We start from the raw sequence: 22,818 nt of genomic DNA, 5'->3' as shown, positions 1-22,818 counted from the left end.
TTAGCGCCCCGCCGCTTCCGGCGCATCAGGCGTGCCGAGCCGCGCGCTGTGGCCGCGGTACGTCTCGACGACGCGAGAGAGATACCGGGTAATCACCTGCTGGTCGCGCTCGTCGAAGTCGTCGAGCACCGCGTCGACCGCGCCGATCATCGGCATGAGCAAGCCCATCGCCCTCTGGCGCGACTCGGGGCGCGCCTCGACGAGAACGCTACGCCGATCGTCCGGGTTTGCCCTGCGGCGCACGTGACCGACCGCTTCGAGGCGATCGATGGCCGTTGTCATCGCGGCCGTCGACAGTCCGACCCGCTTCGCAAGTGCGCTCGGCGACAACGGCCCCGCCATGATCAGGTGCTGCATGGCGTCGAGATCGGTCAGATTGACCTCCAGCCGGTGGGCGAGGGCAGCGGCGAAGTCGTCCGAGACGTCAAGCAGGTCGCGCAAAGACTGCGTCGCCGGGCGCGCTGCGGGCCGCGCTGATTCGCGACCCTGAGCATCCGGTGAATGCGTTTGCATGCGCTTGAGTCTACGCGCTATCTTTTCGAATATCTAGTAGTTCGATCATCGAACTAAACCCGATCCGTCGTTTCTGCCCGCGAAAGGCCGCGCGTGTCCGCCTACCTCCGCCTCATCACCTCAAAGGCCACCTCGTGGCTCGTTCTGCTCGCCACCGTTCTCGGCGCCGGCGCGCTGATCGCGCTGTCAGGGCAGGAAGAAAACGACGCCGCGCCGCCCGTCGGCTTGCCCGACAGTGCCGAGTCGGTGCAGGTGCAACAGCTGCAAGAGCAGTTCCCCTCCGCGGACGGAACAAGCGCGATCCTCGTCGTCGCCGCCGAGACCGGCACCCTCACCGACGAGCAGCTCGCCACTCTTGGCGACAACTCCGCCGAGCTGGCGCAGATCGCCGACGTCGAGTTCCTGCCCCCGCCGATCGTCAGCGACGACGCGACCGTCGCCTTCGTCGTCGTGCCGCTCGACCCGATCACGAGCGTGAGCGAGCGTGCCGAGCGCGCGGATGAGTTGCGCGCGGCGGCGTCCGCCGACCTCGCCGGCGCCACCGTCTACCTCACGGGCGCGGAGGGCTTTGAGGTCGACCTCGCCGCTGTCTTCGAGGGTGCCAACGTCACCCTGCTCGGCACGACCGTACTCGTCGTCGCCGTGCTGTTGATCCTCACGTACCGCAGCCCCTGGCTGTGGCTTGTCCCGCTCGCCGTCGTCGGGCTCGGCGACCAGGTTGCGGGCACGATCGCACGCCTGGTGGCTGGCGCCGTCGGCGTTGAACTCGACGCGAGCGTCACCGGCATCCTGTCGGTGCTGGTCTTCGGCGCGGCGACGAACTACGCGCTGCTGTTGATCGCGCGCTACCGGGATGAACTGCGGCTGTTCGAGGACCGCCGCGAGGCTATGCGCCGCGCGGTGCGGGGTACGGCGCCCGCCATCCTCGCCTCCGGTGGCACCGTCGCGCTCGCGCTCGCGACCCTCCTGTTTGCCGAGCTGTCGGGAAACCGAGCGCTCGGTCTCGCTGGCGCGATCGGCATCGTCGTCGCCATGTTCTTCGGGCTCGTCGTCTTGCCGGCGGCGCTCGTGTTGTTCAGTCGAGGCCTGTTTTGGCCCTTCGTCCCGCGCTACGGCGCGCCCGACTTCGTCGCGAAGAGCCCCTGGGGGCGCCTCGGCCGCCGGGTCAGCCGTCGCCCCGTCATTGTTGCCACCGTGGGCTTCCTCGCCCTCGCCGGCTTTGCGGCGGGTCTCGTGGGCGCGAACGTCGGCCTATCGCAGAACGAGCGCTTCATCGAGAAGCCGGAAGCCGTCGTCGGCCAGGAGGTGCTCGCCGATGCGTTCTCAGCCGGTTCGACCTCGCCGGCCGCGGTGATCGTGCCGAGCGATGAGGCCGCGGAAACCCTCGCCGCTTTGCTTGCGCTCGACGGCGTCGACTCGGGCGAGGTGGGCGAGTCGACCGACGAGTGGACCCAGCTCGACGTCACGATCGATGCCGACCCTGAAAGTGCTGCCGCCTTCGACACCATTGAACGGATGCGCGCCTCCCTCGACGACGTCGGTACCGGCCAAGCGCTCGTCGGCGGCATCGATGCCCAGGCGCTGGATGCCGCCAACGCTCAAGAACGCGACCAGGCGATCGTGATCCCGCTCATCCTCGTGCTGGTCTTCATTGTGCTCGTGATCCTGCTGCGCGCCCTGCTCGCCCCGCTGCTCCTGCTCGGAGCGGTCGTCGCGAGCTACTTCTCGGCCGTTGGCATCGGGTGGATCCTCTTCCAGACCGTCTTCGGCTTCCCCGCCATTGACACGACGGTGCTGCTGTTCAGCTTCCTGTTCCTCGTCGCGCTCGGCATCGACTACTCGATCTTCCTCGTGACGCGGGCGCAGGAGGAGGCTGAGCGGCTCGGAATCAAGGAGGGCATGATCCGTGCGCTCGCCGCGACCGGCGCCGTCATCACGAGTGCGGGCATCCTACTCGCCGCCGTGTTCGCGGTGCTCGGAGTGCTGCCGCTCATCACGCTCACGCAGATCGGCATCATCGTCTGCATCGGCGTGCTCATCGACACGCTGCTCGTGCGCACCGTCATCGTGCCGGCCTTCGCATTCATCGCGGGCGACCGGTTCTTCTGGCCGCGGAAGCCCCGCGTGACGATCGCGGATGCGGAGGCCCGCGGCCTGACCGCGCAGCAGATGTCGACCGTGGTGAACCCCGCAGACGGTGGCGACGCCGAACCGGAGCTGGTGGGCGCGGGCGCGCCGGACGGCGACGGCGGCGGCGAGCGCGCATCCTGAAGGGGTGCACGCGGCCACGACTGAGCTGAGCGAGGCGATCGACGCCTACCTCCGCGCGGTCGCGCTCGAACGCGGAGCCTCGCCGCACACCCTGCGGGCGTACGCAGCAGACCTGCGCACCCTCGCCGAATTCGTCGAGGAGTCGGGAGCCGAGGCAGACCCGGCGCTTCTCGACCTTGAACTGTTGCGCGAGTGGGCGTGGCATCAGCGGGATGCGGGACTCGCGACGGCGACGCTGGCCAGACGCACGTCGACCGTGCGAGGCTTCACCGCCTGGCTCGCCCGCACGGGGCGCGCGGCCGCCGACGCGGGCGTGCGGCTGCGGGCACCCCGTCCCGACCGGTCCCTACCGCGGGTGCTCACGCGCACGCAGGTCGACGAGCTGCTCGCCGGTCTCGCCGACCGTGCCGCCACGGATGACCCGAACGCCCTGCGCGATCTCGCCGTCGTCGAGGTGCTCTACGCGAGCGCGCTGCGCGTGAGCGAGCTCGTGGGGCTCGACCTCGACTCGATCGACGACGGGCGGCGCACACTGCGGGTGCTCGGCAAGGGTGCGAAGGAACGCGTGGTGCCGTACGGCCTCCCCGCCTCGCGCGCGCTGGCCGCCTACCTCGACCGCGGGCGCCCCGCGCTCGCGTCGGGCGCGCCGTCGGACGGGCAGGCAGAGGCGGCGCTTTTTCTGGGCGCGCGCGGCAAACGCCTGTCGACGCGGGCGGTCTACACGCTCGTCGCCGGCCTCCTCGCCGACCTTCCCGGTTCGGGGCCCGCCGGCCCGCACGCGTTCCGACACTCGGCCGCGACCCACCTTCTCGACGGCGGGGCCGACCTTCGCGCCGTGCAAGAACTGCTCGGGCACGCGAGCCTCGGCACCACGCAGATCTACACGCACGTGAGCGCCGAACGGCTCGCCGCCGCCTACCGCACCGCCCACCCGCGCGCATAGTTGCCCGCCGCGCCGCCCCTCGCGCCGCCTCGCGCGGCTACTCGCCGTGCGCGCTGAGCGGAAGGAGGACGGCTCGCCGTAGGCCGCCGAGGTACAGCAGGGGAGACACGTACTCACCGTCGACGCGCACGCCGAGGTGCACACACGGCGTCGCCGCGCAGTGCCCACCCTGCAGCAGGCCGATCGCGTCGCCGGCGCGTACCCAGTCGCCCGCCTCGACGCTCGGCTCCACCGGTTCGACCGTGACGAGCAGGTGTCCGCTGCGCACCGTCACCACCGGCCGATCGACCACGGTGCCCGCGAAGTGCACGACCCCGTGGGTCGCCGCCCGCACGACCGCGCCCGCGCCCGGAGCCGCGAGGTCAACCCCGCGGTGCCCCGCCGCGTACGGGCTCGGTGGCGCTGCGAACGGCCGCACGACGGTGCGCACGCCGTCGACGGGCCACGCCCAGTCGGGATGCGCGCGGGAGACACCGCCGTCGATGACGGGAGCGGCGCTCGTCGGCGCCGCGAGCATCCCGAACGCGATCGCGAGCAGGATCGCGACCGACATGGGCGAGAAAGGACGGCGGCGCACGGCCCCCACACTGCCTGGGGAGGGCACCCGGAGGGATGCTCACGGCGAGGGTCGGGGACAACGCCACCACCCAGCATCTCGTGGGGGAGGGAGGTTCCGCGGTGCTAGAGTATGACCAGCAGTCGCCTCGGCGGCTGACTTCGCGTGTCCGAATGCGGCGCACATCCCCATCAGTCCTGCACCGCCCGGGAAACCGGGCAACAACCGTGCGGGTGGGGACAGCGCCCGGGCACCAGGGCCCCGGCCGACCGGCTCGGGGCGACAACTGAGAACACAGAAGGAGTACGGCCATGGCCGTCGTCACCATTCGCCAGCTGCTCGACAGCGGCGTGCACTTCGGGCACCAGACCCGCCGCTGGAACCCGAAAGTCAAGCGCTTCATCCTGACCGAGCGCTCGGGCATCCACATCATCGACCTGCAGCAGTCGCTCGCCTACATCGACAAGGCCTACGACTTCGCCAAGCAGACCGTCGCCCACGGCGGCACGATCCTCTTCGTCGGCACCAAGAAGCAGGCGCAGGAGTCGATCGCCGAGCAGGCGACCCGCGTCGGCCAGCCCTACGTCAACCAGCGCTGGCTGGGCGGCCTCCTCACCAACTTCCAGACCGTCTCCAAGCGCCTGCAGCGCATGAAGGAGCTGGAAGAGATCGACTTCGACGACACGACCAAGGGCTTCACCAAGAAGGAGCTCTTGATCAAGAAGCGCGAGCTCGACAAGCTGCACAAGTCGCTCGGCGGTATCCGCAACCTCACCAAGACCCCGAGCGCCATCTGGGTTGTCGACCCCAAGCGCGAGCACCTCGCCGTTGACGAGGCCAAGAAGCTCGGCATCCCCGTGATCGGCATCCTCGACACGAACGCCGACCCCGACGAACTCGCCTACCCGATCCCGGGTAACGACGACGCGATCCGCTCGGTCGCGCTGCTGACGCGCATCATCGCTGACGCCGCCGCCGAGGGCCTCATCCAGCGCCACCAGGCGCCCGAGGCCGAGGGCAACGTGTCGGCTGTCGAGCCGATGGCCGAGTGGGAGCGCGAGCTGCTCGAGGCCGGCCAGGCTGACGAGGCCGCCGCGGTCGAGAAGCCCGCCGCCGAGGAGGCACCCGCTGAGGAGGCCCCCGCCGCGGAGGAAGCCCCTGCTGCTGAGGAGGCCCCCGCCGAGAAGCCCGCCAAGAAGGCTCCGGCGAAGAAGGCCCCCGCGAAGAAGGCTGCCTCAAAGAAGACCGAGGCTGACGCTTCGGACGCGGCGCCCGAGTCCGAGTAACGACCGACCCCTTTAGGAGACACATTCCATGGCTAACGTGAGCCTGGCCGACATCAAGGCCCTGCGCGAACAGCTCGGGACCGGCATGGTCGACACGAAGAACGCTCTCGTGGAGGCCGACGGCGACATCGCCAAGGCGACCGAGATCCTCCGTCTGAAGGGCGCGAAGGGCAACGCCAAGCGCGCCGACCGCTCGACGAGCGAGGGCCTCATCGCCGCCCACGAGGGCGACGGCGCTGTCACCATGATCGAGCTCGCCTGCGAGACCGACTTCGTCGCCAAGGGCGACAAGTTCGTCGCGCTCGGTGACAAGGTCCTCGCCGCGGTTGCCGCCGCGGGCGCCTCGACCGCCGAGGAGGGCCTCGCCGCCCCCGCTGAGGGCGGCACCGTCGCCGAACTGATCGACGGCGAAGCCGCGATCATCGGCGAGAAGATGGAGCTGCGTCGCGTCGCTCGCCTCACGGGCGACAACTTCGCCGTGTACCTGCACCGCACCAACAAGGACCTGCCCCCGCAGGTCGGTGTGGTCGTGGCCTACACCGGTGACGACGCCGAGACCGCGCGCAGCATCGCGCAGCACATCTCGTTCGCCGACCCGCAGTACCTGAGCCGCGACGACGTGCCGGCCAAGACGGTCGACAACGAGCGCCGCATCGTCGAAGAGATCTCGCGCAACGAGGGCAAGCCCGAGGCCGCCCTGCCGAAGATCGTCGAGGGTCGCGTCGGCGCCTTCTTCAAGCAGGTGGCCCTGCTCGAGCAGGACTACGCCCGCGACAACAAGCTCTCGGTGTCGCAGGTGCTGAAGGACGCCGGTCTCACCGTGACCGGCTTCGCCCGCTTCAAGGTCGGCGCCTAAGCCGTGCCGCTTCGGGGTCCGGTCCGCAACTCGTTGCGGATCGGGCCCCTTCTTTCTGCGCCGAGCAGACCGCTAGCCTGATCCGAACGACCACCGCGACATCCCTCAAGGAGCCCTGTGTCCGCATCCCGCCGCCGCGTCCTGTTGAAGCTCTCTGGTGAAGCGTTTGGAGGGGGAGCGCTCGGTGTCAACCCCGACATCGTGAGCGGAATCGCCCGCGAGATCGCCGAGGCCGCGGCGAGCGGCGTCGAGGTGGCGATTGTCGTCGGTGGCGGCAACTTCTTCCGCGGTGCGGAGCTCAGCCAGCGCGGCATGGAGCGCGGTCGCGCCGACTACATGGGGATGCTCGGCACCGTCATGAACGCCCTCGCACTGCAAGACTTCCTCGAGCAGGCGGGCGCCGACGTTCGCGTGCAGTCGGCGATTCAGATGACCCAGGTCGCCGAGCCGTACATCCCGCTGCGCGCCGTGCGCCACCTCGAGAAGGGGCGCGTCGTCGTGTTCGGCGCCGGTGCCGGCCTTCCCTACTTCTCGACCGACACGGTCGCCGCGCAGCGCGCGCTCGAGATCAAGGCCGACGAGGTTCTCGTGGCGAAGAACGGCGTCGACGGCGTCTACAGCGATGACCCGCGTACGAACCCCGACGCTCACAAGCTCGACGAGATCACGTACCAGGACGCGCTCGTGAACGGTCTCAAGGTCGTCGACTCGACCGCGTTCAGCCTCTGCATGGACAACGGGATGCCCATGGTCGTCTTCGGCATGGAACCCGGCGGCAACATCGCGAAGGCGATCTGCGGCGAGGCCCTCGGCACCCGCGTCACGCGCTAGAGCCCGCCGCCCGTGACCGCGGCGCTGCTCATTCTGTTCGCGGCGGTCGCGCACGCGGCGTGGAACGTCCTCGTGAAGAGCCAGGGCGCATCCGGGCCCGTGTTTTTCGCGCTCGTCGCCGGATCGGCGACGGTGCTCGCCGCGCCGTTCGCGATACCGCTGCTGATCGCGACGGAGCCGCGCGCATCCTGGCTCGGGTGGGCTCTCGTGAGCGCCGCGTTTCATACGGCGTACATGCTGCTTCTGCAGCGCGGATATCGCGTCGCCGACGTCGGCGTCGTGTACCCGCTCGCGCGCGGGTGCGCAGGGTGCCGGTGGCTCCACCGAGCGGGTTGGCGCAGTAGCAGCAGCCCACGACGCCGCTGCTCGGCTGCGCCGTGGGGTCATCTACGGATCGGCCGTCGGGGTCTCCATCGCGGGCTACACGCTCTGGGACGCCGCCGCCGTGACCGGCGCGGGCCGTACCCCCCTCGGCCACTTCTGGGCGAGCCTCGCCCTGCAGACGGTCATGCTCGCGGGGTTGGCGCTGCGCGGAAGACCTGCCCCGCGCATCCTGCGGGAGGAGGCGCGACGCCACCTCCCGGTCGCGGTCGCCGTCGGCGTGCTGTCGACCGCGTCGTACCTGGCGATCCTCACCGCCTACGGCTTCGCGCCCGTCTCGGTGGTGGCCCCCGCCCGCGAGCTCAGCGTCGTGCTCATCGCGCTCGCCGGTTGGCTGCTGTTTCGCGAGCCGCATCCGGCGAGGCGGCTCGCGGGCGCGGTGGTCGTGCTGGCCGGCGTCGCGCTCCTCGCTGTCTGACGGGCGCCGCCCACTAGACTCGATGCCGACCTGAACCGAGGAGTGGTGCGCGTGATCGCGGATGTACTGGCGGAAGCCGCCGAGAAGATGACCAAGGCCGTTGACGTGGCGAAGGAGGACTTCGCAACCGTCCGCACGGGCCGCGCGAACCCGCAGCTGTTCCAGAAGATCCTCGTCGAGTACTACGGCACGCCGACGCCGCTCGCGCAGCTCGCGAGTCTGCAGAACCCCGAGGCGCGTGTGCTCATCATCACGCCGTACGACAAGAGCGCCCTGAAAGAGATCGAGAAGGCGATCGTCAACTTCCCGAACCTGGGCGCGAACCCGAACAACGATGGCGAGATCATCCGCGTGACAATGCCGGAGCTCACCGAAGACCGGCGCAAGGAGTATGTGAAGATCGTCAAGGGCAAGGCCGAGGACTGCAAGGTCGCGATCCGCAACATCCGCCGCAAGGCGAAGGACGACCTCGACGCGCTGAAGAGCGAGGTCGGCGACGACGAGGTCGCACGCGCCGAGAAAGAGCTTGAGGCGATCACCAAGAAGCACGTCGAGGCGGCCGACGAGGCGCTGAAGAAGAAGGAAGCCGAGCTGCTCGAGGTCTGATGGCCGACGGCAGAAACGACGAGGCGTCGACGGCGACGGATCGCATCCGGCGTAAGGCGCGCACGGCCCGCGGCGAAGTCGAGGGTCGCATTCACGAGGTCGAGGAGCGCATCCACGACATCGAGGCGCGCGCCCGCGAAATGGATGCACGCATCGAGAAGCGCGTCGGACGCAACCTCCCCAAAGCCCTCTTCTTCGGCTTGGTGCTCGGCTTCGCCCTGCTGTTCAGTCTGATCTTCGTCACTGAGCTGTTCATGCTGTTCGGCGCGGCGCTCGTCGTCTTCACCTCGTACGAGCTCGCCAGCGCCCTGCGCTTCGCGGGCCGTGATGTGCCGCGCATCCCTGTCGTCATCGCGTCGGTGGGCGTCATCGCACCCGCGTATTACTTCGGCGCAGCGGGACTCTGGTGGGCGTTCCTCGCGGGGGCGGCGCTCGTCACGGTGTGGCGCCTCGTCGAGCAGCTGCGCCCGTCGCTGCGGAACGACCCGGCGGTGTCGCTGTCGACCGATCTCGCTGCCGGCATCTTCGTGCTCGCCTACGTGGCCCTGCTCGGAGGCTTCGCCGTGGTCATGACCGCGGCCGAGGGCGGCGAGTGGTGGACCCTCGCCTACCTGATCATCGTGATCTGCATCGATATCGGGGCGTATGTGAGCGGGCTGTCGTTCGGCAAGACGCCCATGGCCCCCAAAATCAGCCCCAAGAAGACCTGGGAGGGGTTCGCCGGCGCCGTCGCGGTCGCTCTGCTGGCCGGGGTGCTGCTCGCGATCTTCATGCTGGGCGAAGCGTGGTGGGTCGGGCTGATCCTCGCCGGCGCGATGATCGTCACCGCGACGGTCGGCGACCTGACGGAGTCGCTGTTGAAGCGCGACCTCGGCATCAAGGACATCTCGACCTGGCTTCCCGGGCACGGCGGCTTCCTTGATCGCCTCGATTCGATCCTGCCGTCGACCATCGCCGCGTACCTCGTGTTCCTCGCCTTCGGTGGCTCGTGAGCGACGCGGTGGGGCCCCGCCGGCGCGCGCGGCAGAATGAGAACGTGACGACCACATTTCCGCTCGCGCGTCGCGGCGAGCCCGCGTACGACGCTGAGCACGTGGACGCGTTCCTCGCCGAGGCCCGAGCCGCGTACGCCGACCCGGCCAACACCTCGCTGTCGAGCGACGCGATTCGCGGGGCGGCATTCCGAGTCGTGCGACGCGGCGGGTACGCGGCGACGCGGGTCGACCAGGCTCTTGAGCGGCTCGAGGAGGCCTTCGCCGCGCGTGAGCGCGAGCGGGCCATCGCCGCGCAGGGCGAGGCTGCCTACTACGCGGAGGTACGTGCGGCCGCCCAGGAGATCGTCGACCGGCTTGCCCGGCCGGAGGGGCAGCGCTTCCGTCGGGTGGGCCCGCTTACGCGGGGATACCGTCCGAGTGATGTCGACGCGCTCTGCGATCGACTGTCAGGGTACTTTCAGCGAGGCGAATCGGTGCCGGTACACACGGTGCGCACGATCGCCTTCCGCCCGCGGTTTGGCGGCTACGACGAGCGTCAGGTCGACCTCCTGCTCGACACCGTTATTCGTGTCATGCTCGCCGTGCGCTGACCCCGACCCTGCCAGATCGGCACTCGTGGGCTAGACTCTTGCTCTCGTGGGTAGACATTCAGCGACAGAGACGCGCTCGTCCGCGTCCTCCTGGGCGGGTTCGAGCGGTATTCGCCGTACCCCGCGCGCTGACGTCGTGGTGCGGGTTCCGACCCCGGAACGCCATGTGCGCCGCACCTGGACCCTCCCGGTTTTCTCATTCCTCGCGACGCTCTCGTTCGTCATGGTGTCGGTGATCGACCCCACTTCCGGTGCTGCGGCCGACGTCGAAACCTCCGCCCCGGCTGAGCGCGCTCCCGTGCAGCAGTTCGCGGTCGAGGGCGACGTTGAGCACGGCGTTGAGACGGCGTCGTACGAGATCATCGAGCCCGAACCCGAACCCGAACCGGCACCCGCCCCCGCCGCTGCGAGCGGCTTCGCTCCGCCGGCTGGCACGCCCGACCCCGGCACCGCTCAGGCCATCGCGGCCGACATGGTTGCCGCGCGTGGTTGGGGTGGCGGTGAGTTCGACTGCCTCGTGGCGCTGTGGAACAAAGAGTCTGGCTGGAACGTCTACGCCATGAACCCGTACTCGGGCGCCTACGGAATCCCGCAGTCGCTGCCCGGCAACAAGATGGCGACGGCCGGCGCCGACTGGCAGACGAACCCGGCCACCCAGATCACGTGGGGCCTGAACTACATCCAGGGTCGCTACGGCAGCCCCTGTGGCGCCTGGGCCCACAGCCAGCAGGTCGGTTGGTACTAGGCCACCGCCGTGCCGCGCAGTAACCGGTCACGGCGGCGGCGCGGGGCACAGACGGACCCCGAGCCGCTAGATCTCGCGCGTATCACCGCGGGCATGAAGCGCACCGAGCAGAAGCGTTCGGGCACCTGGATGGTGCAGCCCTCGGGTGCCGCATCGGCCGAGAAGGTCTACACCTGCCCCGGCTGCGGCGGCACGATCGCCTCGGGCGTCGCCCACGTCGTGGTCTGGCGCACCGACCACTTCCTCGGCGACGACGCGGCGCTGTCCGAGCGTCGGCACTGGCACACGCGCTGTTGGCGCATCGAACCGTGAAAGGCCCCATGCACAACGACCAGGCGACGACCGAGGGTGACGAGATCCGCGGCAGCACCCTGCTGCCCGCCCGCCGCGAGAACATCGAGCTGACGACGGCCGACGGGCTGACGCTGGTCGGCGAACTGAGCCTGCCCGAACACGGCGACCCGGTCGCGACGCTCGTGTGCCTGCATCCGCTTCCCACCGCGGGCGGGTTCATGGACTCGCACATCATCCGCAAGGCCGCTGCGCGCCTTCCTGCCCTCGCCGACCTCGCGGTGCTGCGATTCAACTTCCGCGGCGTGACGTCGCCCCGCGGCACGTCCGACGGCGAATTCGGCCACGGCGACCTCGAGCGGCACGACCTCGCGGCCGCCGTCGCGTTCGCCGCCGCGCGGTCGCTGCCGAATCCGTGGCTGCTGGGCTGGTCGTTCGGTACCGAGGTCGCCCTCAAGCACGGTCTCGCCCACGACGTTGTGGGCGCGATCCTGCTCTCTCCGCCGCTGCACCGTACGAGCGAGGACGAGGTCGCCGCCTGGGCAGGTAGCGGGAAGCGCCTCGTTGCTGTGATTCCCGAACTCGATGACTACCTGCGCCCCGCGGAGGCGCGTGAGCGCTTCTCGTCCGTGCCGGAGCTCGACTTCGTCGCGGTCGAGGGCGGCAAGCACCTCTGGGTCGGCGAGAACCAGACGTACCGCGTGCTGAGCGAGATCGTGGCGCGGCTGAACCCCGCCGTGCTGCCGTTGCCCACCCACTGGCCCGCGTAGCCCATCGGGGCGCCGACGGTGGCGCGACGAAGGGCAGCTACGCCGCCTCCTGGCGAGGAACGATCACCTGCTCGATGATGATCAGCACGGACGCGGCGACCGGAATCGCGATGAGGGCTCCGAGAACGCCGAGCAGCGTGCCTCCCGACAGTGCCGCGATGACGACGACGACCCCGGGAACCCGCACGGCGCGGCGCATGATGTTGGGCGCCAAGAGGTATGCCTCGACCTGCATGTAGATCAGGTAGTAGATCGCGGCGACGATCACCGTCGAGATCGACTCGGGGTTCACGAGCCACTGCGTGAGCACGATGATCGTGGAGCCCGTGATCGTACCGACGAGCGGCACCAGCGAGAACAGGAACGCGACGAACGCGAACAACGCCGGATACTGCGCGCCGATGATGCTCAAGAACGCGAAACTCAGGACGCCGTTGCCGAGCGCCAACGTCACCTGGCCGACCACGTACCGGCCGACAGCCATCGACACCTGCTCGGCGATGCGGATGAACCCCTCGCGCTTCGAGGCGGGCACCAGTCGATAGAGCGCCGCCTTGATCGAGTTCAAGGATGAGGCGAAGAACAGCGTCAAGATCAGGATGATCAGCCCGCCGAAGAGGCCCGCGGCGATCCCTATTCCCACGGACAGCACTCCGCCGCCGATTTCGGCGACGTTCGCCGGATCGCTGAGGAAGGCGAGCGCTGATTCGGCTGATTGCCTAACGTTCAGGATCTCGACCGGGATGAAGCTCTGCGCGTTGTCGAAGAACTCGTCGAGACTCTCGATCGATTGCAGGTACCGCGTGATCTGCGTGATGAGGCGATCGGTTTGCTCGACGATGACGGGCACGAGCGCGAACACCAGTCCCGTGAAGAGGGCGACGACGCCGGTGAGCACCGTGATGATCGCCGACCACCGGGGCCAGCCCCGCTTCTCGAGCCACGTGATGAGCGGGTCGAGCCCGAGCGCGAGGAAGATCGCTGCGCCGATGTAGGTGATGATCGTCGCGAGCGAGACGAACGCACCACCGATGACCAGTGCGACCAGCACTCCGAGCCCGCCCAGTAGGCCGACGCGAAAAGCGCTCTGTATCTTCACCGGCTACCTCGCACTCTCTCGTCGGGCGCCGGGTGACTCAGTCGGACCCGGCGAGCTTCTCTGCGTGCGACAGTACTCCGCGCATGCCCTCAAAGTAGCCAGCCACGGCGTCACGCTCGACGCGGATCCGGGCGAGGCGCTCCTCGGCGTCGGCGACGAGCTCGGCCGTGCGCTTCTCGGCGTCGGCGATCATCGCCGCGGCGCGGCGCTCGGCATTCTCGAGCACCTCCCGGGCGGTGGCATCGGCGGCCGCGCGGCGTTCGTCGGCGTCGCGCGAGGCAGTAGCGTCGAGCTCGGCCGCAACCCGGCGCGCGTCGGCGGCGCGGGCCTGGGCTGCCGTGAGTTCGGATGTGGCCTCGTCGAGGTATTTCTTCGTCTGCGCCACGGCCTCCTGCTGGCGCGACAGGTATTCCTTCTCGGCGTCGTCTCGGCGCGCCGAGAGCTCCACGTCGAGGTCAACGCGGGCCTGCTCGGCCTCGCGCGCCAGCCGTGCCGACTGTTCTTCCGCCTCGTGCGTGAGTTGCGCCCGCAGCTTCGCCAGCTGGTCGGTGAGGCTGATGCGCTCGGTCTCGAGCTCGTGCAGGCGACTCGCGCGCTCGGCCTCGAGTTCGCGCTCGGCGTCGAGCCGGGCCGCCGACAGTTCGCGGTCGAGTGCTTCGCGGCCCGTGGTCTGCTCGTCAGCGAGCCGCGCACGGGCGGCCTCAATGTCGGCGTCCACCTGCGCGCGCGTCGCAGTGACGTATCGATCGGTGTCGGCCCTGCGCTCGCTGACCTCGCGGTCGAGCTCGGCGCGGGCGCTCGAGAGTTCTCGTTCGAGGTCGGCGCGGGCGGCAGTAACGTCGCGTTCAAGGTCGGCGCGAGCGGCGGCGATGTCCTGCTCGAGCGCGGTACGCCGCTCGCTGTTCTCACGATCGACGGTGGCGCGGCTTTCGGCGAATTCGCGTTCCGCGTCGGCGCGGGCGGCGGCCAGCTCCTGGTCGAGTTCGGTTCGTGCGCGGGTGAGCTCTTGCTCGAGATCGGCGCGGGCGCGGGCGAGTTCCTGCTCCAGCGCGGCGCGGGCGTCGGCGGCTTCGCGGTCGAGCCCGGCGCGCGCCTCCGCGAGTTCGGCGGCCAGGGCACTGCGTGCCTCGGCCAGTTCGCGCTCGAGGTTCGCGCGAGCCTCGCTCTGCTCGCGTTCTAGGTCGGCTCGCGTCTCCGTCACCTGGCGGTCGAGGTCGGCGCGCGTCGTCGAGACTTCCGTGGCGAGTTCGGCGCGAGTGCGCTCAGACTCCTGGGCGAGGTCGGCGCGGGCGGCGGCCAGTTCCTGCTCGAGCCGGGCGCGTGCATCCGTCAATTCGGTGTCGAGGGCGGCGCGGGAGCGTGTCTCGAGTGCGTCGACGGCGGCGCGGCGGCGCTGCTCCTCGGCCTCCCACGCCGTGCGCCGCTCTTCGAGCTCGGCGAGCACGCGTTCCCGCTCGCCCACAACTTCGGACTCGTATTCGGCGCGCTTCGCGGCGAGGTCGGCGTCGAGCTGCTCGCGCTGCGCGGTCGACTCGCTCTCGAACTCGGCGCGCAGGCGCTCGGTATCGCGGGCGAGCGCCGCGGCGGCCTCGCGGGCCTCAGCGGCGTCGCGGTCGGCGACGACCCGAAGCTCGGCGATCTCGCGTTCCGCTTCTGCGCGAAGGGCCGCGGCTTCGCGCTTCGCGGTGGTGCGCGTCTCGGCTGCCTCCGTGGCGACGGCGCCGCGAATCGCTGCGGCCTCGCGCTCGGCCTCCGCCCGCAGGGCCGCGGCATCCGACTCGGCCTGATCTCGGGTGGCCTGCGCGTCGCGGGTCGCCGCGTCGATCGCCTCGTGGGCGCGACGGGTGGCGTCATTGACCAACTTCTCGACTCGCGCCGCGGTCTCCTGCTGCAGCTTCTCGGCCTCGGCGCGGGCCTCGTTTCGAACGCGATCGGCGTCGATGTCGGCCTGACTGATGAGCCGGGTCGACTGCTCTTCGGCGACTCGAAGGGTCTGCTCGAGCTTGGAGCCGAGACCTGCGTAGGTGGGTCTACCGACCTCGTCGAGCTCCTCCTGCAGGTCTTCGATAACCGCCTGCAGGCGCTTCAGCTCTTTCGCCGACTCGGCGCGCTCGGTATTCGACTGGATGAGCTCGCGTCGCAGCTCTTGCAGGGCGCGGTCGACCTCCTCGCGCTTGTATCCGCGCATCTCGGTGCCGAAGGTCGCATCATTCGCTGCCACGTGTGGTCGTCTCCCGGGGGTCGGCGGCTCAACCCTCCGAGTGTAACGATCCGTGCGCCGCCGCACGGGTCGAGGGCGGTTCGAGAACGTACGGGGATGCGCGGCTGGGGGGCCGGTCAGCGACGCCGGTGCGCGCATCCGCTATTCTGGGATGTCTTTGTTCTGCTGGCCAGCCCCGACCATCGGGGCGACCGCCCGATGACGCGCACCGCCGGTACCCCACGTTTTCGCGGTCCCGCCGCAGTGTTCACGGCCTCGGGCTGCGCAGTACTCTGCGCGCCGGGTCGGCCGGAAAGGAGAAGCCCGTGCGATTTCTTGTCGCCATCGTGCTGTTTGTCGTCGCTCTCGCGAGCGGCGGCCTCGGACTCGCTCAGCGCACCGTTTTGGCCCCGCCCGACGCGGTGACCTCCGAGTTGCAGCTGTCGTCGACGGCGCCGATCACCGTGATCGACGGTGCGGCCTTGAACGCCTACGAGGGCAGCCAGACGATCACAATCGCCGGCGGTGTCGAGGCGCCCGAAACGGATGCTGCTCCCGCGGACCCGACGGACGGCGACGCCACCGACGGCGAGGCCACCGAGGGCGAGGCGACGGAGGGCGGTGCTGCCGAGGGTGACGCCGCCGACGTGGTGACGCAAACCGACGCTGTGGCCGTAACGTACGGCCGCACGGTTGACGTGATCGGCTGGGTGGGGGAGGCCCCGTACACGCTGATCACGCTGGACACCGAGACGGGCGAGCTCGTGGCGCAGGCGGTGCGCGGCACCGAATCGCAGGTGCCGTCCCCGCTGGGGAGCGACCTCTGGTTCGGCGAGTTCGAGGGCGAGGGTGACCTGGGTCTCACGCTGAACGTACCGGCCGACGTGTCGCTGCTCGTCGTGTCTGACGGCACGCTGCCGGCCCCGCAGGGCTACACGGTGACCTGGCCGCTCGACTCGTCGACGCCGTACTCGGGCTGGCTGATCCTTGCCGGCATCGCCTTTATGGTGCTCGGCTTCATCGCCCTCTTGTGGGGGCTGTTCCACTGGCGCCGCCAGCGCGGGCCGCGCCGCAAGACGCCCCGCATGCCGAAGGCGCCTCGCCCCTCGCGTTATCGCCCCACCCGCCCGCGGGCCGCGATCGCGCGCCCCAAGGGTCGTCGCGCGATCGGCCGGGGCATGGTCATTCCGGCTCTCGCTCTCGGCACGGCCCTGACGCTCGGTGCCTGCACGGCCGACGGTGTCATGACGTTCGGGCCGAGCCCCAGTCCGTCGGCCAGCGAACCGGGCGACGAGCTGGTGACCCCGCCGATCGCCGTCAACGAGCGCCAGCTGGAGCGGATCGTCGCTCGCATCGGCGACCGGATCGCGCAGGCGGACGAGGACCTCGACGCTGACCTCGCCGCGACACGCATGGCGGGGCCGGCGTTGGAGCTGCGTCAGGCGAGCTACGCCATTCGCGCGGAGGACTCCGACCTCGGTGCGCTTCCGGCGATCCCGGTCGGCAATGTCCGCGTCGCACTGCCGCAGCAGACCGACATCTGGCCGCGCACGGTGTTCGCCGTGGTGGAGGACGCCGAGGACGAGACGCTGCCGCCGCTCGCCATGGTGCTCATTCAGGAAGACCCGCGCAGCCAGTACAAGGTGCACTACGCGGTGACCGTCGTGCCGGCGAACCCGTTCCCCGACAGTCCCCCCGCGAGTATTGGTACGGCACGACTGCCGGCCGACACTTCGCTGATGTCGGTGGTGCCGCAGGACATCGCGCCGGCCTACGCCGAGTTGCTGCTCGAGGGCACCGAGGCAGAGGGTGCCGCACTGTTCGACCTCGACAGTGACGTACTGATCGAGCAGATCGGCGCGGCGGCGAAGGCCGAGCGGGCTGAGTCGTTGCCCGAGACGGCAGAGATCGCGTTCTCGAACGCGGTCGGGGAGGGCGAGACGATCGTGCTCGCCACGAATGACACCGGCGGACTCGTCACCGCCTACATCATCGAAACCGAGACGGTCACCCCGATTCAGGACGGTGCTGCCGTCAACGCCAGCGGTGCCGTCCAGGCGCTGTCGGGCGTCGAGCAAAGCACGAACGGCATCGTCGCCCGCTACGGCGTGCAACTGCTGTTCTACGTGCCGCCGCTCGGCAGCGACGCCCCCGTTCTCTTGCTCGGCTACACCCAGGGACTCATCTCAGCTTCGGAGGTATCGTGACCGACGCGTCGTTGAACCCGGCCAGCCTGCGCGGCGCCGTTGACCTGTCGTCGCTCGTGCGACAGGCGCAGCAGCCGCCTGCAGCCCGACCCGCCGCACCCGCACCCAGCGGTGCGTCGCCGGGGAGCCCCGCCGGTCCGGGAGCCCCGGGCTCGGCACCCGGAGGCGAGGGTGCGGCCGCGCCGGCCGTCTCGGCCCCCATCGTGTCGGAGGCCGACGACCAGAGCTTCGGCCACGCCGTCGAGCTGTCGCGGACCGTGCCGGTCATCGTCGAGTTCTACGGCGGCGGCATCGAGCCCTTCCTCCCGGCCATTGTCGAGAGCTATGGCGGCCGCCTCGCGCTGATCACCGTCGACGGCAACCGCTCGCCGCAGGTCGCCCAGGCGTTCCAGATCACCCAGGTGCCGGCGGTGGTGGCTCTCATCGGCGGACGCCCCGTGCCCCTGTTCGTGGGCATGGCCGCCGAGGACGAGGTGCGCGGAGTGTTCGAGCAGGTGCTCGAGTTGGCCGCTCAGAATGGCGTGACCGGCACCATCGGCGGGGCAACGGAGCCTGGCGCCGAGGGCGCCGACGCAGAGCCCGTGGAGCAGCCTCTGCCGCCGCTCCACCAGGAGGCCTACGACGCCGTCTCGCGCGGCGACCTGGATGCGGCGATCACCGCGTTCGAGACGGCGATCGCCCAGAATCCCCGCGATGACGACGCCGTCGCCGGGCTTGCGCAGGTGTCGCTGTTGAAGCGGCTGGAGGGCGCGGACGCGGCGACGATCCGCAGTGCCGCTGCCGAGCATCCCGACAGCGCGGACGCGCAGTTGGCGATCGCCGACCTCGATGTCAGTGGCGGTCACGTGGAGGATGCGTTCGCGCGTCTGCTCACCGTGTTTCCCCGGCTCGACGCTGACGGCAAGGCGGCTGTGCGCACGCGCATGCTCGACTACTTCCAGCTGGTCGGCGCCGACGATCCGCGCGTCGTCACCGCGCGGCGTCAGCTCACCAACCTGCTCTACTAGCCCTCGGGCTGTAGCCAGAGCCCCGCGAGCGGGGGAAGCGTCAGCTCGACCGAGGCGGGGTGGCCGCCCCACGGGGTCTCGTCTCCCTCGACAGCGCCGAGGTTGCCGACTCCCGAACCGCCGTAGTCGGTCGCGTCGGTGTTGACGACCTCGCGCCAGCGACCGGCGTGGGGGAGCGGCAGTCGGTACGGGCCGACCGGGTTGCCGCTGAAGTTGAACGCGCACACCGTCGGCGGCTCGTCGCCATCACCGCGGCGCAGGAACGCAATCACGTTGTTGCCCGCGTCGCCGCCCTCCAGCCACTCGAAGCCGTCTGGCGTGTTGTCGCGCTGCCAGAGCGACGGCGAGTCGCGGTAGACCCGGTTCAGCTGCCGCACGAGGCTCAGGAGCCCCTGATGCACGGGCTGGTCGAGGATCCACCAGTCGAGGCCGCGCTCTTCGCTCCACTCGCTCGGCTGGCCGAACTCTTGACCCATGAACAGCAGCTGCTTGCCGGGGTGCGCCCACATGAACGACAGATACGCGCGCACGTTGGCGAGCTTCTGCCACTGGTCGCCGGGCATCTTGTGCAGCAGGGAGCCCTTGCCGTGCACGACCTCGTCATGGCTGATCGGCAGCATGAAGTTCTCGCTGAACGCGTACAAGAAGCTGAAGGTGATCTCGCCGTGGTGGTGCGAGCGCCACATGGGGTTGCGCTGGAAGTACGACAGGGTGTCGTGCATCCAGCCCATGTTCCACTTCATACCGAAGCCGAGACCGCCCGCATCGGTGGGGCGGCTCACGCCGGGGTACGAGGTCGACTCTTCGGCGATCATGATGATGCCGGGCTGGCGCTTGTAGGCCGTCGCGGTCGCCTCCTGGAGGAACGCGATCGCCTCGAGGTTCTCGCGCCCACCGTGTTGGTTCGGCAGCCACTGACCCTCCGCGCGCGAGTAGTCGAGGTACAGCATGCTCGCCACGGCGTCGACGCGCAGGCCGTCGATGTGGAACTCTTCGAGCCAGTACAGCGCGTTCGCGACGAGGAAGTTGCGCACCTGGCTGCGGCCGAAGTCGAAAATGTAGGTGCCCCAGTCGGGGTGCTCGCCGCGTCGCGGGTCGGGATGCTCGTACAGCGCGACGCCGTCGAATCGCCCGAGTGCCCACTCGTCTTTCGGGAAGTGGGCGGGCACCCAGTCCATGATCACGCCGATGCCGGCCTGGTGCAGCCGGTCGATGAGGTACCGCAGGTCGTCGGGGTGACCGAAGCGCGAGGTGGGGGCGAAGTAGCCGGTCACCTGGTAGCCCCAGCTCGGGCCGTACGGGTGCTCGGCGAGCGGCAGGAACTCGACGTGCGTGAATCCCGTGTGTTCCAGGTATTCGATCAGCGGGTCGGCGATGTCGCGGTACCCGAGCCCCGGCTTCCACGAGCCGAGGTGTAGCTCGTACACGCTCATGGGGCCGTTGTGCGGGTCGCGAGCGGCGCGGGCCGCCATCCAGTCGCCGTCGTTCCAGCTGTAGGTGCTGTCGCCGACGACCGACGCGGTGGCGGGCGGCACCTCGGTGTAGCGGGCCATCGGGTCGGCGCGCTTCACCCACTCGCCCGACGGGGTCAGCAGTTCGAACTTGTAGGTCGAGCCGGCCCCGAGGCCCGGCACGAACAGCTCCCACACCCCGTTGTCGTCGAGACGGCGCATGGCGTGCAGTGCGCCGTTCCAGTCGTTGAAGTCGCCGACGACACGCGCTGCCTGCGCGTGCGGGGCCCAGACGCTGAACCCGGTGCCCTCGACGCCCTCGTGGGTCTTCTTGTGCGCGCCGAGCACCTGCCACAGCTGCTCGTGGCGGCCCTCTGCCCAGAGGTACAGGTCGACCTCCCCGACGCTCGGCACGAAGCGATACGGGTCGTCGGCGTGCCAATCGGGCCCGCCGTCGTAGGTGGTGTGCACTGTGTAGGCCTGGCCGTCGGTCGGCCCGCCGGGAAGGAGGCCGTGCCAGAGGCCGTCGGCGTCGTGCTCGAGAGCGTGCCGTGTTCCGTCGGCGCGCTCGATCGTGACGCTCGCCGCCAGCGGCCGCAGCACGCGCACGAGCCAGCCGCCGTCGACGGCGTGCTGCCCGAGCGCGTCATGCGGTTGCGGGTGCCGCGCCTCAACGAGCGCCCTCCGGTGGTCGGGGTGCAGGGTCGGGATGCGCGGTGCCGGCTTCTTCGTAGCCATCAGACGCCCTTCGGGTAGTCGATGCGGAGGATGTGCACGGGGTTCTGGAACGCGTCAAGCCGCACGTAGTTGTCGGCACCCCACGAGTACCGCTCCTGCGTGATCAGGTCGGTGACGTCGAAGCGGCCTCCGGGCTCGAGCCCGAGCACCGTGAGGTCGAGGTGCACCGTCGTCTCACGCACCGAGTGCGGGTCGACGTTCGCGACGATGATGAGACCGTCGGGACGTCCGGTGCCGGTGAAACGCGCATCCATCGTCTTCGAGTAGACGAGGATCGCCTCGTCGTCGCTCCAGTGGGTGCGGAGGTTGCGCAACTGACGAAGCGCCGGGTGCGCCGCCCGGATCGCGTTCAACTGGGTAATGAACGGCGCGATCGACCTGCCCTCGGCCTCGGCGGCCGCCCAGTCGCGGTTCTTGTACTCGTACTTCTCGTTGTCGATGTTCTCTTCGCTGCCCGGCCGCGCGACGTTTTCGATCAGCTCATAGCCGGCGTACACGCCCCATGTCGGGCTCGCTGTCGCCGCGAGCGCCGCGCGAATCTTGTACGCCGGAACCCCCCCGAACTGCAGGTACTCGGTCAGGATGTCGGGCGTGTTGACGAAGAAGTTCGGCCGGAAGTGCGTGCTCGTGACCTGCGACACCTCGGTGAGGTAGTCCTCGAGCTCCTGCTTCGTGTTGCGCCAGGTGAAGTAGGTGTACGACTGGTGGAAGCCGACCGCGGCGAGCGACTGCATCATCGCAGGGCGGGTGAACGCCTCGGCGAGGAACACCACGTCGGGGTAGTCGCGGCGCACCTCGGCGAGCAGCCACTCCCAGAAGCTCAAGGGTTTGGTGTGCGGGTTGTCGACCCGGAAGATGCGCACGCCGAGCTCGATCCAGTAGGTGACGATGCGCAGGATCTCGCGGCTCAGACCCTCGGGGTCGTTGTCGAAGTTCAGCGGGTAGATGTCTTGGTACTTCTTCGGCGGGTTCTCGGCGTAGGCGATCGACCCGTCGGGCAGCGTCGTGAACCACTCGGGATGCTCGGTGACCCACGGGTGGTCGGGCGCGCACTGCAGGGCAAGGTCGAGCGCCAGCTCGAGCCCGTTCTTGTGCACGGCCTTCACGAACGCCCGGAAGTCGGCCACGGTGCCGAGGTCGGGGTGGATCGCGTCGTGGCCGCCGTCGGCCGAGCCGATCGCCCAGGGGCTGCCCGGGTCGCCCGGGCCCGGCGTCAGCGTGTTGTTTGGGCCCTTCCGGTTGACCGTGCCGATCGGGTGGATCGGCGGCAGGTACAGCACCTCGAACCCCATCTGGGCGACGGCGGGGAGGCGCTTCTGCGCGGTGCGGAAGGTGCCAGACACCCAGGTCCCGTCCTTCTTTCGCCTCGCGCCTTCGCTGCGTGGGAAGAATTCGTACCAGGCGCCGACGCCGGCCCTGGTGCGCTCAACCCGCAACGGGATCGACTCGGACAGCGTCTCGAGGCTCATCAGGCGGTTGGCGGCAACCGCCGACACGACGCGGGGGTCGCGGGCGACGGCGAGCCGCTCGGCGGGGGTCTTCGTCGTCTTCTTCATGGCGGTGCGGGCGTTCGTGAGCACGCGCTGGGCCGGAGTGCCGGAGGCGAGCTTTGCCGCACGGGTGAGCAACTCGATCCCGGCCATGAGCATGACCTCGCTGTCGACGCCCGCTTCGATCTTCACGGTTGCGGCGTGCAACCACGTTGCCCAGTCGTCGGTGTAGCCGCGAATCTGCCACGACCAGTCGCCTGCGACGTCGACGAGCGCGTCGGTCTCCCAGCGGTCGGTTCCCGGGGCGCCCGTGTGCAGCGGGTGCTCGGTGACGGATCCATCGGGGCGTCTCAGCAGCAGATCGGCACCGAGAATGTCGTGTCCCTCACGGAACACGGTCGCCGCGAACGGCACGACCTCGCCGACGAAGGCTTTCGCCGGCCAGCGGTGTTCGGGCTGCTGCGGGCTCAGGTGTCGGATGGGCACTCGGCCAATGCGGCCGCTGAATGTCGTGTTGGTGGTCGCCACCCATCGACCGTACCCCTCTCGCGTGTGGCGGGGGAGGGGTGAGTCG

Annotated in this window: 20 protein-coding genes; 14 read left to right on the top strand and 6 right to left on the bottom strand. The window is 69.7% G+C overall.

Annotated elements, in window-relative coordinates:
• Positions 1 to 513 carry a MarR family transcriptional regulator gene (locus CPY97_RS09960; RefSeq protein WP_096422353.1) on the bottom strand — a complete coding sequence of 171 codons (513 nt, stop codon included), beginning with the start codon at positions 511 to 513 and terminating at the stop codon, positions 1 to 3.
• A 93-nt stretch (positions 514 to 606) separates the two neighbouring features.
• Between CPY97_RS09960 and CPY97_RS09955 the strand changes: the two genes are divergently transcribed.
• Both CPY97_RS09955 and CPY97_RS09950 read left to right on the top strand, forming a co-directional pair.
• A complete protein-coding gene (locus tag CPY97_RS09955) occupies positions 607 to 2,784 on the top strand; it encodes an MMPL family transporter (RefSeq protein WP_096422351.1) in 2,178 nt (725 codons plus the stop codon).
• A 4-nt stretch (positions 2,785 to 2,788) separates the two neighbouring features.
• A complete protein-coding gene (locus tag CPY97_RS09950; protein ID WP_231923916.1) occupies positions 2,789 to 3,727 on the top strand; it encodes a tyrosine recombinase XerC in 939 nt (312 codons plus the stop codon).
• 37 nt (positions 3,728 to 3,764) lie between these two features.
• On the opposite strand, the gene CPY97_RS09945 is transcribed toward CPY97_RS09950, so the two are convergent.
• Positions 3,765 to 4,304, bottom strand: a complete 540-nt coding sequence (locus CPY97_RS09945; protein WP_231923915.1) for a murein hydrolase activator EnvC family protein — start codon at positions 4,302 to 4,304, stop codon at positions 3,765 to 3,767.
• A 290-nt stretch (positions 4,305 to 4,594) separates the two neighbouring features.
• On the opposite strand from CPY97_RS09945, the gene rpsB reads away from it, so the two are divergent.
• From rpsB to CPY97_RS09895, 10 genes are all read left to right on the top strand, one after another.
• Entirely contained in the window at positions 4,595 to 5,569 is a 975-nt protein-coding gene (rpsB, locus tag CPY97_RS09940; RefSeq protein WP_096422347.1) for a 30S ribosomal protein S2, read from the top strand.
• 28 nt (positions 5,570 to 5,597) lie between these two features.
• Positions 5,598 to 6,425, top strand: coding sequence for a translation elongation factor Ts (gene tsf, locus CPY97_RS09935; RefSeq protein ID WP_096422345.1), 828 nt, complete (start codon positions 5,598 to 5,600; stop codon positions 6,423 to 6,425).
• Positions 6,426 to 6,542: 117 nt separating this feature from the next.
• A complete protein-coding gene (gene pyrH, locus CPY97_RS09930) occupies positions 6,543 to 7,256 on the top strand; it encodes a UMP kinase (protein WP_096422343.1) in 714 nt (237 codons plus the stop codon).
• A gap of 223 nt (positions 7,257 to 7,479) precedes the next feature.
• Positions 7,480 to 8,055: an EamA family transporter gene (locus CPY97_RS09925; protein WP_197702279.1), complete on the top strand. Its 576-nt coding sequence runs from the start codon at positions 7,480 to 7,482 to the stop codon at positions 8,053 to 8,055.
• Positions 8,056 to 8,106: 51 nt separating this feature from the next.
• Positions 8,107 to 8,661, top strand: a complete 555-nt coding sequence (gene frr, locus CPY97_RS09920) for a ribosome recycling factor (RefSeq protein ID WP_096423581.1) — start codon at positions 8,107 to 8,109, stop codon at positions 8,659 to 8,661.
• Complete coding sequence (locus CPY97_RS09915) at positions 8,661 to 9,653, top strand: phosphatidate cytidylyltransferase (RefSeq protein ID WP_096422341.1); 993 nt, start codon at positions 8,661 to 8,663, stop codon at positions 9,651 to 9,653. The genes frr and CPY97_RS09915 overlap by 1 nt, the downstream gene beginning before the upstream one ends.
• Before the next feature lie 44 nt (positions 9,654 to 9,697).
• A complete protein-coding gene (locus CPY97_RS09910) occupies positions 9,698 to 10,246 on the top strand; it encodes a DivIVA domain-containing protein (protein ID WP_096423579.1) in 549 nt (182 codons plus the stop codon).
• Positions 10,247 to 10,292: 46 nt separating this feature from the next.
• Positions 10,293 to 10,991, top strand: a complete 699-nt coding sequence (locus tag CPY97_RS09905) for a transglycosylase SLT domain-containing protein (protein WP_231923914.1) — start codon at positions 10,293 to 10,295, stop codon at positions 10,989 to 10,991.
• Positions 10,992 to 11,084: 93 nt separating this feature from the next.
• Positions 11,085 to 11,303, top strand: coding sequence for a hypothetical protein (locus tag CPY97_RS09900; protein WP_331716202.1), 219 nt, complete (start codon positions 11,085 to 11,087; stop codon positions 11,301 to 11,303).
• A gap of 8 nt (positions 11,304 to 11,311) precedes the next feature.
• Entirely contained in the window at positions 11,312 to 12,052 is a 741-nt protein-coding gene (locus tag CPY97_RS09895) for an alpha/beta hydrolase (protein WP_096422339.1), read from the top strand.
• Positions 12,053 to 12,089: 37 nt separating this feature from the next.
• Here CPY97_RS09895 and CPY97_RS09890 read toward each other — a convergent pair whose 3' ends face one another.
• Positions 12,090 to 13,151, bottom strand: a complete 1,062-nt coding sequence (locus tag CPY97_RS09890; RefSeq protein WP_096422337.1) for an AI-2E family transporter — start codon at positions 13,149 to 13,151, stop codon at positions 12,090 to 12,092.
• Between the two features lie 37 nt (positions 13,152 to 13,188).
• The gene (locus CPY97_RS09885; protein ID WP_161494113.1) at positions 13,189 to 15,372 is read right to left on the bottom strand and encodes a DivIVA domain-containing protein; all 2,184 of its coding nucleotides are present in this window, start codon (positions 15,370 to 15,372) and stop codon (positions 13,189 to 13,191) included.
• A gap of 305 nt (positions 15,373 to 15,677) precedes the next feature.
• Here CPY97_RS09885 and CPY97_RS09880 point away from each other — a divergent pair, with 305 nt between their 5' ends.
• Both CPY97_RS09880 and CPY97_RS09875 read left to right on the top strand, forming a co-directional pair.
• Entirely contained in the window at positions 15,678 to 17,558 is a 1,881-nt protein-coding gene (locus CPY97_RS09880) for a hypothetical protein (RefSeq protein WP_096422333.1), read from the top strand.
• Positions 17,555 to 18,565 (top strand): tetratricopeptide repeat protein, encoded by a 1,011-nt coding sequence (locus CPY97_RS09875; RefSeq protein WP_096422331.1) that lies wholly within the window; start codon positions 17,555 to 17,557, stop codon positions 18,563 to 18,565. The genes CPY97_RS09880 and CPY97_RS09875 overlap by 4 nt, the downstream gene beginning before the upstream one ends.
• Here the strand turns inward: CPY97_RS09875 and glgB are convergent.
• Both glgB and CPY97_RS09865 read right to left on the bottom strand, forming a co-directional pair.
• Complete coding sequence (gene glgB / locus CPY97_RS09870) at positions 18,562 to 20,754, bottom strand: 1,4-alpha-glucan branching protein GlgB (RefSeq protein ID WP_096422329.1); 2,193 nt, start codon at positions 20,752 to 20,754, stop codon at positions 18,562 to 18,564. The genes CPY97_RS09875 and glgB overlap by 4 nt on opposite strands.
• Positions 20,754 to 22,772, bottom strand: a complete 2,019-nt coding sequence (locus tag CPY97_RS09865; protein WP_419866102.1) for an alpha-1,4-glucan--maltose-1-phosphate maltosyltransferase — start codon at positions 22,770 to 22,772, stop codon at positions 20,754 to 20,756. Before CPY97_RS09865 ends, glgB begins: the two co-directional genes overlap by 1 nt.
• Positions 22,773 to 22,818 lie beyond the last annotated feature (46 nt).

This window comes from Microcella alkaliphila (assembly GCF_002355395.1).
Classification (GTDB): domain Bacteria; phylum Actinomycetota; class Actinomycetes; order Actinomycetales; family Microbacteriaceae; genus Microcella; species Microcella alkaliphila_A.
The sequence above is the reverse complement of the archived record's forward strand: the minus strand, read 5'-3'. Positions and strand labels throughout refer to the sequence as shown.